The 13,187-nt window shown below is 37.6% G+C and carries 9 protein-coding genes and 2 pseudogenes; 4 read left to right on the top strand and 7 right to left on the bottom strand.

The window, feature by feature from the left end; translation table 11 throughout:
• Nucleotides 1–16: 16 nt before the first annotated feature.
• Together HW119_RS01055 and HW119_RS01060 are read right to left on the bottom strand one after the other, a co-directional pair.
• On the bottom strand, nucleotides 17–1,216 hold the full coding sequence (locus tag HW119_RS01055) for a DUF6596 domain-containing protein (protein ID WP_177760896.1): 1,200 nt from the start codon (nucleotides 1,214–1,216) through the stop codon (nucleotides 17–19).
• On the bottom strand, nucleotides 1,206–1,562 hold the full coding sequence (locus HW119_RS01060) for a YciI family protein (RefSeq protein ID WP_177760897.1): 357 nt from the start codon (nucleotides 1,560–1,562) through the stop codon (nucleotides 1,206–1,208). The genes HW119_RS01055 and HW119_RS01060 overlap by 11 nt, the downstream gene beginning before the upstream one ends.
• Before the next feature lie 272 nt (nucleotides 1,563–1,834).
• On the opposite strand from HW119_RS01060, the pseudogene HW119_RS16675 reads away from it, so the two are divergent.
• Nucleotides 1,835–1,972, top strand: a pseudogene (locus HW119_RS16675) (ORF6N domain-containing protein); the annotation flags it as partial.
• A 269-nt stretch (nucleotides 1,973–2,241) separates the two neighbouring features.
• On the opposite strand, the gene HW119_RS01065 reads toward HW119_RS16675, so the two are convergent.
• On the bottom strand, nucleotides 2,242–3,012 hold the full coding sequence (locus HW119_RS01065) for an aminoglycoside 6-adenylyltransferase (RefSeq protein WP_236901577.1): 771 nt from the start codon (nucleotides 3,010–3,012) through the stop codon (nucleotides 2,242–2,244).
• Nucleotides 3,013–3,377: 365 nt separating this feature from the next.
• Nucleotides 3,378–4,583 (bottom strand): tyrosine--tRNA ligase, encoded by a 1,206-nt coding sequence (tyrS, locus tag HW119_RS01070; RefSeq protein ID WP_159156496.1) that lies wholly within the window; start codon nucleotides 4,581–4,583, stop codon nucleotides 3,378–3,380.
• A 461-nt stretch (nucleotides 4,584–5,044) separates the two neighbouring features.
• Here tyrS and HW119_RS16885 point away from each other — a divergent pair.
• Nucleotides 5,045–5,190: pseudogene (locus HW119_RS16885) on the top strand (ORF6N domain-containing protein); the annotation flags it as partial.
• 17 nt (nucleotides 5,191–5,207) lie between these two features.
• On the opposite strand, the gene HW119_RS01075 reads toward HW119_RS16885, so the two are convergent.
• On the bottom strand, nucleotides 5,208–5,693 hold the full coding sequence (locus HW119_RS01075; protein WP_159156495.1) for a DinB family protein: 486 nt from the start codon (nucleotides 5,691–5,693) through the stop codon (nucleotides 5,208–5,210).
• Entirely contained in the window at nucleotides 5,686–6,168 is a 483-nt protein-coding gene (locus tag HW119_RS01080) for a GyrI-like domain-containing protein (RefSeq protein ID WP_159156494.1), read from the bottom strand. The genes HW119_RS01075 and HW119_RS01080 overlap by 8 nt, the downstream gene beginning before the upstream one ends.
• Nucleotides 6,169–6,334: 166 nt before the next feature.
• Between HW119_RS01080 and HW119_RS01085 the strand changes: the two genes are divergently transcribed.
• Nucleotides 6,335–6,772, top strand: a complete 438-nt coding sequence (locus HW119_RS01085; protein WP_159156493.1) for a DUF1896 domain-containing protein — start codon at nucleotides 6,335–6,337, stop codon at nucleotides 6,770–6,772.
• A complete protein-coding gene (locus HW119_RS01090) occupies nucleotides 6,759–12,182 on the top strand; it encodes an N-6 DNA methylase (protein ID WP_177760898.1) in 5,424 nt (1,807 codons plus the stop codon). The genes HW119_RS01085 and HW119_RS01090 overlap by 14 nt, the downstream gene beginning before the upstream one ends.
• Nucleotides 12,183–12,190: 8 nt before the next feature.
• Here the strand turns inward: HW119_RS01090 and HW119_RS01095 are convergent, their stop codons facing one another.
• Nucleotides 12,191–13,009, bottom strand: coding sequence for an RteC domain-containing protein (locus tag HW119_RS01095; RefSeq protein ID WP_159156491.1), 819 nt, complete (start codon nucleotides 13,007–13,009; stop codon nucleotides 12,191–12,193).
• Between the last annotated feature and the right edge of the window lie 178 nt (nucleotides 13,010–13,187).

Below are 13,187 nucleotides of genomic sequence, written 5' to 3' on the forward strand. Positions count from 1 at the left end.
TTTATAATCGGATTAGTTAGTTTTCTAATAAGTATTCTTTTCTGATTTTTTGGTTCATCGTATTCATAACCGAAATGAATAAATCATCGGATTCTTTAGGATTGATTTCTTTAAGAATTCTAGCTTTTACCAAAGAAAAATAAATGTGTTCGTTTGGCAATTCTTTTTCGATTTCTGAAAGAATTGCCAAAGCGTTTTCCGTTTTACCAATCTTGCTCAAACAAAAACAATAGTTCAGTTTTACAATAGGCGATTGCGAAACTTTTTGCATCATTTCGTATAATTTTACAATGTCAATCCAATCGTTTTGAGTTAATTTACTTATGGACATATACTTGCTAATGATGACCGCTTCCAGATAAAACTTGCTTACTTTTTTCGGTTTCTTGAGATAATGAAACCCTAAATTGAGCAATTCTTTATTCCATTTTGCACGATTTTGATTGAAAAAAGAAATGAGCTTACCGTTGTCAATTTTAGCAGGAATTCTTGCAATATGAAAGCAAAAAAGAGCCATTAAGTCGCTCGTTGAGTCGGATTGATATTGGTTGAACAAAAGTTTTGTCAAAGCAAATGCTTCCAAGCATAAATCTTCATTCATAATATTTTCCGTCTTTTCACTAAAAGAATCGAAACCTATATTGAAAACAGCATAAAAGATTTCTTCTGCAATGGAGATGGCTTGTTGATTAGCTGTAATTGAGTTTAGGTCAATTTCATTACCTTTAAACTCAAGCTGAATATTTTTCTTTGTCCGGTTTATGCTTTTGTAAATTGCTTCCTGATTGATTAAAGTACTGTCGCTTATTTCAGTGATGCTTAAACCAAAAACATTCTTTAGAGCAAAAAGTATTTTGGCTTGATGTGAAACACTTTGCAAAGTAGAAATGAAGATAATCGTTTGAAGCCGTAAATCCGTTTCATTGCTGATTGACGAAGTATCTTCAATCTGTTCTACCGAAAAATTATTGTTTTCTTTTTGTCTTTTAATTTGGTTAAATACGTCATTACGAGCCACAATGAAAAGCCAGTTTTCTTTATTATTTGGAACGTCCTTTTCCTTCCAAATTTTTAAGGATTTCAAAAATGAATTTTGAATAGCATCCTCAATTTCAGAAACGTAATCCGTGCCAAATTGGTTTAATAATCCCGAAAATAGCTTTCCATATATTGCTCTGTAATTTGTCTCTTCTGTGGGAGGTAAATTACTGCTCATAATCTTCCATTTCCATTATTGGACGGATTTCGGTAGTTCCACCATAAAGGTGCGTAGGACATTCTTTAGCTAATTCTACAATCGTTTCTAAATCGTCTGCTTGCAATAAGTAATAATCACCAATAATTTCTTTGGATTCCAAATAAGGACCGTCTTTAACGACACAATCTTTCCCTGTAATGAGAATACCTTTTTCGTGCAGTCCGTCTCCAGAAATCAAATGTCCTGCTTCGGCTAATTTGTTAGCCCAATTCATATGAGCATTAGCCAATTCTTCCATATCTTTTGGGGATAACTCGTTTAGTTTTTCAATGTCTTCGTGAAGTAATAATAAGAATTGTTTCATCGTAAATTGTTTTAAAATTTCAGTAAAGACATTTTAGTGTTTTCGTTTTGGACATTTTTTAGCATTTTTTTTTTCAGAGGTCGTTTTTGATAAGCTTACACACAATCTTCAAATTCATCCATACTACTTTTGTCTTTACCTGAATAAAATTCATAATTACAAAATTACAAATTAAACCTCTCACTATTGATTCCCTTACGCCAAACCCTGCCATGTCGTATTTCTGGTTACGACTGTAAGAGCTATTGAGCACCAGCTTTCCCGAAAAAGAACACGACCGGTTCCTGATTATTGATAATACAGAACTCTACCATATAGGTGCATCACTCAAAGATTTAGGTAAAAAATGGTTTGCCTTTTCGAGAATGGATATTGAGGTTGGCAGGATGCTACAATTGTTGAATAGATAAAACTAAAAATTTATTTATATTGTGTAATAGTTCTAAAACTTAGGAGTTTTCTCTTGGTGTCGTTATTTTTTTTGACGTGGCATTCTGAGGAACCGATACTTCCGTGGTGTGTCTTTTTTTAACTGAAAGCTTCAGTGTTCTAAACAAATATTCACTTTTTCAGTTGTTCTATTCTTTATTCTTTTTGGGTAAGTTTTTTATATCTGACAAAATCAAAAATAAAGTCTTTCAAAAATTGCTGAAAGGCTTTTTATGCTGAAAATTCGATTCTAACCAATTCTATCTAGCAATCGTTTTAAGTCTGTTGTAATACTTAATTCATCAAACAGCTTTTTTGATAAGCTTAATGAATTTTGAAAAGCTGTATTTAAATTGTCAGTGTCCAAATCAGATGTTGTCAATCTAAACTCTGAATACCAATCTTTATCAATATCCTTCTCTAAACTTTTTGTCGGACTTTCCCAATGATGGGGTTGATTTGTTGCTATTCGGATTAACCAAAGTAAATACTTTTGTACAGTTGACAGACTGTATGAAGCGTGAGCGTATTCCTGTCTTTTAATCAAATTGTTTGTTGTCAATAATACGTTTATTAGTGATTGACTTAAAAATAAGATATTCTCATTTGTAATTCTGTTAGGCAATTTTATTTCAATTTGATTAAGTGTTTCAGTCAAAAAACCGTCCTTGTCAATTAAGTTCATTTGGTCAAAATCACTGAACGCTACAAAACCCTCCCAAGATTTTATTACGTCAATCTCGTTTACTGTTAAAAAATGAAATTCGCCTCTAATCAGGTTCTCAAAAATTGCAACTTCACTGCCATGTTCATTTGTAAAATATAACGCTGTCGGATAAATCTGATTTACCCATTTTTCGGCAGAAAAATTTTCTTTGCTTTTTAGAAAGATATAAAATTCGATGTCAGAATATTGGTCGCCTTCATTTTTAGTAAACGAACCATACATTAAAACTGCGGAAACATTTCCGTCTTGTTGAGCTATTGATTTAGCTTTGTTAATCATTTGTAACTGTATCATTTGAAATAAGTTTAAAAGTTAATAATAAGAATTTGCCTCACTTGACTGTAAGTGAAGATAAAATTCTGTTTCATCCATTTAGACAGTTACTTATAGCTTCATTGTAATATATATCTTAATCTTTGGTAAGAAACAAATTTATAAAAAGTATCTTTTAGGTGCAAAACATTGTTTTAGTGTCATCTCTTATTCCGCACACAAAACTAGACCGAATATTTGACGACGGAAAACGAAATATCGCCTCTCAAAGCCGAACTCTGCCACTTCTTCGCAGGTGCTTATCTAGTGTTCCAATAAGTTATTGACGGCAGTGCTGAAAAATTGTGCATACAAGTTTAAACCAAATTATAAGGGAAAAAATTGACTTAGTGCAATTCGTAGAAATTCCTTTTACCAATTTTAATTTTAGTTGTTGCTTTTAGTTCAATATTTGTGTATGGTTCTGTCATTTTTTCGTTGTTGATTTGTACGGCTCCACTTTCAATCAATCTTCTTATAGCCGATTTTGTCTGTTCGCTTTTCAATTGTACACACAAATCTACCAAAGTAGTACTTCCGTTTTCCGATTGTAATGATTGAATGGAAACAGGAACAAATACTTTTTCTTCAAAGTTTTTGTTTTGAAATTGATTGGTAAAAAAATCTTCTGCGTGTTGTGATTCATTAGCACTATGGTATTGGGTAATGATGTTTTTAGCAATGATTTTTTTGATATTCATCGGGTTTTCTCCGTTTGTTAATCTTTCTTGGAGAGCGTGTTTTTCTTTGATTGAAAAATCAGTTGCCAAATCCAAAAACTCATTAATCAAACTGTCTGGAACAGACATTGTTTTTCCAAACATTTCGTTGGGTTCGTCTGTTAATCCGATAATATTATTAAGCGATTTACTCATTTTTTCCTTTCCGTCCAGTCCTTTGAGTAAGGGCATACACATTACAATTTGAGGGTTCATTTCAAAAGTTTCCTGTAATTGTCTTCCCATTGTACAGTTGAAAAGTTGGTCAGTTCCACCCATTTCAATATCTGCCTTGATTTTTACCGAATCAAAACCTTGTAAAATAGGGTAAAGTAATTCATGCATTGCTATTGGTGTGTTTTCTGCAAAACGCTTGTTGAAGTCGTTTCGGTGCATCAGTTGGGCGACCGTAACTTTTGACAAAATCTGGATGACATCAGAAAATGAAAGTTGATCTAACCAATCAGAATTGAAAACAATATTTGCTTTATCCACATCAATGATCTGTGATAACTGATTGAGGTAAGTTTGGGCATTGTGTTGTACTTCTTCTACAGATAATGGTTTTCTGCTTTTATTTTTGCCTGTAGGATCTCCAATTCGTGCAGTGAAACTACCGACTAAGATCACAATTTGGTGCCCCAAATCCTGAAATTGTTTCAGCTTTTTCAATACAACTGCGTGTCCCAAATGCAAATCGGGGGCAGTCGGGTCAAACCCCAGCTTGATAATCAGTTTTCGGTTTTCTTTTCTTGCTTGTTCTAATTTTTCTTCTAATCCATTTTCGGGAAGAATGATTTCTACGTTTTCTTTTAGTTTTTTAATCGTTTCCATTTTTTTGAAAATAAAAAAGCCCGAGCTTATGCTCGGGCTTTTAGGTTATGTTATTAAAATCGTTTACTTTATTGATTCATTTTGAAATAGACACAGCCTTTCCGAGCAGATATTATTTCATAATAATTGCTGAAAAAAGGAAGGCGTAATATATTGTCTAAATGTTTCATTCTGAGGCAAATTTAGCTTTTATTGTTTAAATATGCAAATAAAACCTATTGTCCGAATTACGATATGTTTCATTGTTACTTTTATTTAGTAAAAATTTCTCTCTAGTCGTTAGAGGGTACGTGTGTTTATAATTACGTCAAATACTGCCTTTCAAAGCCATACCCTGCCACATTTTTAAAGGCTCTTATCAACTGCTGTAATTTTAAATCTAAACAAAATTATAGTATGGATGCACAATTATTATTAAACGTAAGCTTTCCCGAAAAGCGAACGATCATATGCTATCCGGTGCCTATTGCCGTTTTTTAATCATTGACGAGATGGAACTTAACTATATTGGAGCATCACTCAAAGATGTGGGTAAAAAATGGTTTGCCTTTTCGAGAATGGATATGAGGTTAGTAGAATGATTCAAATTTTAAATAATCAAACGTGAGATTAACCATAAAGATATTATTGACAAGTCGGTTTGATCAGCTTTAAAGTTATTCCGATCTGCCCTAAATGATAAACGTCGTGTTGAATCAATCCTTCAAGAATCGTTCTGTTGGTGAACTTGCTGTTTTGGCAGTATTGGTTTAGAAACGCATCGTTCTGATCTTCCAGAAATTCTATCAGTTCGGCAGAAATTCTATAAAAATCTTCTCTGACCGCTTTCCAGCCAACTTCTTTCAACAGAGAATTTGGCTTCCAGTTTTCGGGGCTTTCATAGGTCAGTGTTGCCGGATTGCCGTTTAATTTCTTTATGTTTTCTTCTTTCCAAACAGTCAAATGAGAAACAAGCTCCGCTACGCTGTGGATCTCAGGCAGCGGTTTTTGAAAAGCAGCGTCATCTGACAGGTTGCAGATCCTATTGTCAAAGTTAACGTCTAACCAGTTTTCCTGATTGATTATTGCGATTTGTCTATCGATTATTTCCTTGAGTTCTGGATTATTCATTGCCGGATGCTAAAATTTCATTAGATTGTTTAACTACGGAGAGGTAAATATCAACCTCTGCATTTTCCCAGTTATGGCTCTTTTCACCATAAACCTCAAAGTCAAAACCATATTTTCGCTTAAGGTCTGAACTCCATATCTTCTCCCAAACTTCCGTAACGCAGCCAGTCATTTGACCTTTGGCGGTTTCCTTATGATAGGTTTGTTCTGGAATGATCAATTCATCTAAATTTTGAGGTACGTTGGTCTCGTCTTCCACCTTACAACCGATGAAATAAGAAAACAAGCCATCTGCATCGCTTTCGTAATCAAAATACACGGCATACACCTCATCTGAAATTTTATTCGGAATCTGCTCTGTAATTTTCTCAACTTCAAATTTTTCCCATAATCTGCCGCAATCCTTCCCTGATTGTCCGTTTTCGTTTTTCGTTTTTCCTGGTAGCTTAAGTCCGATAAGTTTAAATGATTTCATCTTATAGCTGTTTTCTTATTGTCGTAAAATTACAAATTTATTCCTCTTGTATTTTGATTTAATAAGCCAAATTCTACCTCTCAAAGCCAAACCCTGCCACATCTTCAAAGGCGCTCATCTACTGCTGTAATTTTAGGTTTCAAGTAAAATTCTAAAACAATAATGTATGGATACACAGCAAAAAGACCTATCGTATTTCAGGTTACGACTGCAAGAATTATTAAATGCCAGCTTTCCCGAAAAAGCAAACGACCAAAAATTTATAGAGCAACGTTCCTCATGGGCTACCAATGCCTACGAGGGTGCTTTTCGTTCGGGAAATACTATTGAGCAATGCAACGAAATAGCCAATTACATACTTTTTGAGGGTTTGCATTTCTCCAAATTCGATACCGTTTTTCAGGTGGTATGCAATGAGTTTGATACCATAATGGCAGATGAGGAATTGAGACCGTTTGCTCTTAAAATGTTTCCTGTTTGCGAGCCTGTTTTCTCCGGCTATGAACTAACCGATGATTTCGCATACGGATATGAGTTTGATTTACTCTATACCGAAATAGCAGGAACCATCGCAATATGGATACAGGAAAATGGGCTTCAGTAAGAAGCAACATCTCCAACTGAATATTGATGCCCTACGAATTGCTTTTAAACTGGAAAAGGAGAAACGACAAGCCACCGTAGGCGAAAGACTGCTAATGATGCAATACAGCGGATTTGGGGGCCTTAAATTCGTGTTGAACCCCATAGCGAACGAAATAGACATCAATCATTGGAGAAAAACAGAACACGACCTTTTCCCGATTACGCAGGAACTCCACCAACTACTCAAAGGAAATTCAGAAGACGAAAAGCAATACCGCAGGTACGTGGACAGTATGAAAAGCTCCGTACTGACGGCTTTTTATACACCACCACAGGTCATAGATGCGATTTCCGCAACCTTGCGTGAAAGCGGTGTGAATATTGATAAATTCCTCGAACCCTCCGCAGGTATCGGCTCATTCGTACAATCTTTTTCAGAAAACCAAAAAAGTGTTACCGCTTATGAAAAGGATCTGCTGACAGGCAAAATTTTAAAACAGCTTTATCCCGAAAGCAATATCCGTGTGAGTGGCTTTGAGGAAATTCCCGAAAAAGAACAAAACAATTATGATGTAATCGCAAGCAATATCCCTTTCGGAGATACTTCGGTATTCGACCTTTCCTACTCCCGAAGCAAAGACGGTGCAAAAGTACAAGCAGCCCGAAGCATACACAATTACTTTTTCCTGAAAGGTACTGATATGCTACGTGAGGGCGGTTTATTGGCTTACATTACCTCGCAGGGCATTCTCAACAGCCCAAAGAACGAACCGATACGCAGGGCATTGATGCACGATAATAATTTGGTTTCGGTTGTCCGCTTGCCCAACAACCTGTTTACAGAATATGCAGGTACAGAAGTCGGAAGTGATTTGATTATCCTGCAAAAGAATACGGCTAAACAAAACTTGACCGAAACGGAAGAACTGTTTTGTCAAAGCAAGCAAACTGAATACAATACTCCGGGCAATGCGCTCTTTCAGGACAGCACAAGGATTTTGCATACCGACCGTAAATTAGACACCGACCCTTACGGGCAACCTGCACTTATTTATACACACAAAGACGGTATTGAGGGAATTGCTAAAGACCTCAAACAAATGCTTTCAGAAGATTTTGGCGAGCATCTGAATTTGAATTTATACAAAGGCGAACGGAACGATGAGCCTGTTATACAAATTCCGATTAAACCAACGGTTACACCTCGGGTTATCGAACCTGTAACCATTCAACCGGAAATACAATCTTTATCTTTTCCTATAATCAATCGGGAAAGTCCGCAGGAATCAAAGCAACTAAGCATTTTCGACTTGTTTGAAAATGCGAACGAACCTGTAATGGTTGTTTCTCCGCCCAAAAGAATGATGCAAGTTAAAAGGCAAAGCACCAACAAAAGCAGCCGTGCAATAGGTCGCCAACCTGACCTGTTCAGTAGTGCGATGCAGCAACCTTATACGGCCCCTGTTACTAATAGAGCCACCAATGGAAATATATCTACTAATGGCAAAAAACAGGAAGTTATCGGCGACCTGTTTTCACAAATAAACGGGAATGGCCAAGCTGCTCAACCAGCCATTCCCGACACCATTCCTGAACCTGCTCCTTATAGTGGCGAACTGCAATCGTACCACCGTAATGATTGCCTTGTTGTGGATAATGGTTGGGTCGGTCATCTGCAAGATGTAGATACATCACACGGTACGGCAGTTTTCCATCCTTTGCAGTTACCGACCTTACAAAAAGCAAGAGCCGAAGCGTACATTGCTGTACGTGATGTTTACCAAGACCTTTACAATAAAGAGGCAAAGTTTCAGACAGAATACAAGGAAGAACGGGATACTCTGAACCGTCTCTACGATGCCTTTACCAAACGTTACAGCAACCTCAATAGTGCTGATAATATCAAGCTCATCAAAACGGATAGTTCCGGTAAGGAAATACCTTATCTGGAGCGTGTCGTTGGTGGCGTGATACACAAAGCGGATATATTCATCCGTCCGGTAAGTTTCTCCACCTCAATAATAGCAACGGACAATCCCGAAGAAGCGTTAGCGGCTTCGCTGAACAAATATGGAAGCGTGGATTTGGACTATATGTCCGAAATCAGCGGTATGACCGATGATGCTTTGAAAGAAGCCTTACACGGTCGTATCTATTACAATCCTCTGCAAAAAGAATATGAAATATCCGAACGCTGGATTGCAGGAAACGTAGTAGAGAAAGTCCAAGAGGTACAGAACTACATTGAAAACAATCCCAATGATACCGAAGCCAAAACAAGCCTTACCGTTTTGGAAGAAGCCCGACCAAGACGAATTGAGTTTGAGGAACTCGATTTTAATTTAGGTGAACGCTGGATACCCACTGGCATTTATGCCCGCTTTGCTTCACATCTTTTTGATACAGACGTTCTCGTTCATTACTCTGAAAGCTCCGATGACTTTTCAGTAAAGTGCGACCGTAAGAATTTGCATATATGGGAAAAATACGCTGTTAAAGCCGAAAGCCGAACGTTTGACGGGATTGCTCTGCTCAAACACGCCCTCGTCAATACTACGCCGGACATTACCAAAAAAATTACGGTTGGCGACCAAGAGGTCAAAGTGCGGGATATGGAAGCCATACAAATGGCGAATACCAAGATTGATGCAATCCGAACCGCCTTTACAGACTGGCTTCATGCCCAAAATGATGAATTTAAGACAAGACTTACCGACAAATACAACGACACGTTTAACTGCTTTGTCCGTCCGAATTACGACGGAACTCACCAGAGCTTTCCCGGTTTAGACCGCAAAGCACTCGGAATTGAAGATTTGTATTCCAGCCAAAAGGACACCGTTTGGATGATAAAGCTGAACAACGGTGCTATCTGCGACCACGAAGTAGGTGCAGGAAAAACGTTGGTTATGTGTACTGCTGCACAGGAAATGAAGCGTTTGTGCTTAGCCCATAAACCGATGATTATTGGTCTGAAAAGCAATGTTCACGAAATTGCCGAAGCGTACCGCACTGCTTACCCACACGCTAAAATCCTATTTCCGGGCAAAGAAGATTTTACGCCCCAAAAACGCCTGAGGATTTTTGGCGACATTAAAAACAACGATTGGGATTGTGTGATACTGACACACGACCAATTCGGAATGATACCGCAATCGCCCGAAATTCAAAAAGAAATACTCCAAATAGAATTAGACAGCGTAGAGCGTAACCTTGATGCCCTGCAATCGCAAGGCAAGGAAGTTACCAGAGGGATGCTTGCCGGAGTAATCAAACGGAAAGAAAATCTCGAAGTAAAACTCAAAACCCTGCAACACGATATTGAAAATCGTAAAGATGATGTGGTGGATTTTAAGATGATGGGCATTGACCATTTGTTCGTTGATGAAAGCCACCAATTCAAAAACCTGATGTTCAACACAAGGCATTCAAGAGTTGCAGGATTGGGTAATGTGGATGGTAGCCAAAAGGCAATCAACCTACTATTTGCCATTCGTACCATTCAGGAACGCACCAATGCAGATATGGGAGCAACGTTTCTTTCGGGAACTACCATCAGTAATTCGTTAACCGAACTGTACTTACTATTCAAATACCTCAGACCAAGAGCAATGGAAAAACAGGGCATTCATTCCTTTGATGCCTGGGCTGCTATTTACGCAAGGAAAACGACCGATTATGAATTTTCGGTTGCCAACAATATTGTTGCAAAAGAACGTTTCCGCTATTTTATCAAAGTACCAGAGTTGGCACAATTCTATTCTGAAATCACGGATTACCGGACAGCAAAAGATATAGGCATTGACCGTCCCGAAAAGAACGAGGTACTGTATAACATACCGCCTACTCCCGACCAGGAAGATTTTATCCAAAAACTGATGGAATTTGCCAAATCCGGAAATGCCTCTTTATTGGGAAGATCACCATTATCTCCGTCAGAAGAAAAGGCAAAGATGCTCATCGCTACCGACTATGCCCGCAAGATGTCTTTGGATATGCGTATGGTAAGCGGTACGTATGATGACCACCCCGACAATAAAGCTTCGCATTGTGCAGCCAACATTGCTAAATATTACAACCAATATAATGCACAGAAAGGAACGCAGTTCGTTTTTTCCGATTTGGGAACCTACAAGCCAGGCGAATGGAATGTGTACTCAGAAATCAAACGCAAGCTTGTGGAAGACCACGTTATTCCGGCTCATGAAGTCCGCTTTATACAAGAAGCCAAAAATGATAAGCAACGTAAGGAGCTTATCAAAGGGATGAACGAAGGCAAAATCCGTGTACTGTTCGGTTCAACCAGTATGTTGGGTACAGGTGTGAATGCACAGAAAAGAGCCGTTGCCGTTCATCATCTGGACACACCGTGGCGACCGAGCGACCTTGCTCAAAGGGATGGCAGAGCTGTTCGTAAAGGCAATGAAATTGCCAAGTTCTTTGCAGAGAACAAAGTAGATGTGATTATCTATGCTGTGGAAAAATCACTGGATAGCTACAAGTTCAACCTACTATACAACAAACAGCTTTTCATAGACCAATTAAAAAATAACAATCTCGGCAAACGCACTATTGACGAGGGCAGTATGGACGAAAAATCAGGTATGAACTTTTCGGAATATGTGGCTATCCTGTCAGGAAATACAGACCTGTTGGATAAAGCCAAACTGGAAAAGCAGATTGCCGGATTGGAAAGCGAAAAGCAGGCTTTCAATCGTTCTAAATTCAGTGCCAAGTATAAGCTGGAAGACTATTCGACAGAACTCGACAAAGCCAAATCGCGCTTTGATCGCATGAGCCTCGACTGGGATAATTTGCAGCAACGCATACAAAAACGTTCTGACGGTAGTATCGAGAACCCTGTGCTGTTGGATGGCTTACCGCCCAATGCAGATATAAAACAAATTGGTACAAAGCTCAACCAGCTTGCAGACAAAGCCCGCACCGGAGGTCAGTATGAAGAAATCGGTACATTGTACAGATTTATGTTGTTGGTCAAAACCGAAATATCCGAAAAAGAGAGCGTGGATATACGGGTAAACCGCTTTTTAGTGCAGGGCGAGGGCAATATCAAATATACCTACAACAACGGTGTCATCGCTAAGGATGAGAAGCTGGCGGTTATGAACTTCCTTAATGCACTGGAGAAACTACCTGGCTATATTGATCAGGAGCAAAAGAAAATTACTGAAATCCAAAAAGATTTACCTGTTCTTCAGGAAGTGGTAAACGGCACGTGGTCTAAGGAAAACCGATTGAGTGAACTCAAAACGGAACTTGCATCCGTAGAACGAAAGATACAGTTATCCATCACTCCGGAAACGAAAGAAGAACCTGCGGAGCAAACCGAAAAGCAGAAAGAAACCCCAAAGGCTTCTGAAAGTATTGTACTCACTAATCGTATTCAAATATCACGAGGGGTGTTATAAGAATGCTATTATATTTCGTCCTCTTCGTCCATTTTTTTTAGCAGACTTTCTTTAAGGCTGTCAAGGAATTTGGTACGGTTTATTTTTCGGGCTTTCAGTTCCATAAATGTATGATAGAAATCGCCTAAACTAATATTAAATGTACTTTCAAAGGTTTTGGCGATGACTATTATATCTGCATTGCCAAATGCACCTTGCGAATGCAGGGCGTAAATCAATTCGGTTAAGGCAGTTTTGCTTTCTGTCCAATTTAATGAGGATTTACCGGATGATTTCTTATTATTGTTGTTATTCAGTTGGTCCTCAATATAGACTTGTATCAGATCGTTGGCGATAATCTTTGCTGCTTTAAAGTCGTGAGAAGTAGAAAATCTATGATCGGTTTCAAAATAAACCGTATCTAAACTTAATTTTATATTGTGTTTCCCGCGAACAAACAGCTTTTCATCAATAAATGAATTGTTTGTTCGGTAATATTTATAAAATTCGAGATTGTTATCAAAATATCTTTTGAGCTTTCTCAATTCTTCGTTGAGATACTTCCTAATTGCCTTTGTTCCATTAGGCTTTTTCATCTCTATTTTATAGATTGCATTGTAGTAAATAAGCCTTGCTACAATGACAGGTTTCTGATACTTGAAAAAGTGAATTTCTTCTTCAATATTTTTAAAACCTCTTTCCAGAACATGCTCTTTTACATCAGACAAACATTGGATAATAAACTGAATTATCTCTTCTATTCTATGTAATGAGCCATCACATTCAATTTCCAATTCATTTATTACTTTTTCAAGTCTATTTAATGTTTCATTATACAGTTTTTCCATTCAATTAATATCAAATTTGTAGATGCAAATACCATAATGAAGACCACAAAAGGATAAACTTATAGATAGGTGCTTTGCATGTCCATTTTCAGATTTTTTTAATATTGTATATTTTTTAATCAGTTGCCAAAATAGAGGAAGTTTCAGTTCCGTGTCAAACAAACCTCTAAACTGATAG

Origin of the sequence: Flavobacterium sp. I3-2 (assembly GCF_013389595.1) — a bacterium.
GTDB lineage: Bacteria > Bacteroidota > Bacteroidia > Flavobacteriales > Flavobacteriaceae > Flavobacterium.

Bases quoted from the DNA above. Each gene is read 5' to 3' on its own strand.
- HW119_RS01055 (WP_177760896.1), bottom strand. From the start codon at position 1,216: ATGAGCAGTAATTTACCTCCCACAGAAGAGACAAATTACAGAGCAATA.
- HW119_RS01060 (WP_177760897.1), bottom strand. From the start codon at position 1,562: ATGAAACAATTCTTATTATTACTTCACGAAGACATTGAAAAACTAAAC.
- HW119_RS01065 (WP_236901577.1), bottom strand. From the start codon at position 3,012: ATGATACAGTTACAAATGATTAACAAAGCTAAATCAATAGCTCAACAA.
- tyrS (WP_159156496.1), bottom strand. From the start codon at position 4,583: ATGGAAACGATTAAAAAACTAAAAGAAAACGTAGAAATCATTCTTCCC.
- HW119_RS01075 (WP_159156495.1), bottom strand. From the start codon at position 5,693: ATGAATAATCCAGAACTCAAGGAAATAATCGATAGACAAATCGCAATA.
- HW119_RS01080 (WP_159156494.1), bottom strand. From the start codon at position 6,168: ATGAAATCATTTAAACTTATCGGACTTAAGCTACCAGGAAAAACGAAA.
- HW119_RS01085 (WP_159156493.1), top strand. From the start codon at position 6,335: ATGGATACACAGCAAAAAGACCTATCGTATTTCAGGTTACGACTGCAA.
- HW119_RS01090 (WP_177760898.1), top strand. From the start codon at position 6,759: ATGGGCTTCAGTAAGAAGCAACATCTCCAACTGAATATTGATGCCCTA.
- HW119_RS01095 (WP_159156491.1), bottom strand. From the start codon at position 13,009: ATGGAAAAACTGTATAATGAAACATTAAATAGACTTGAAAAAGTAATA.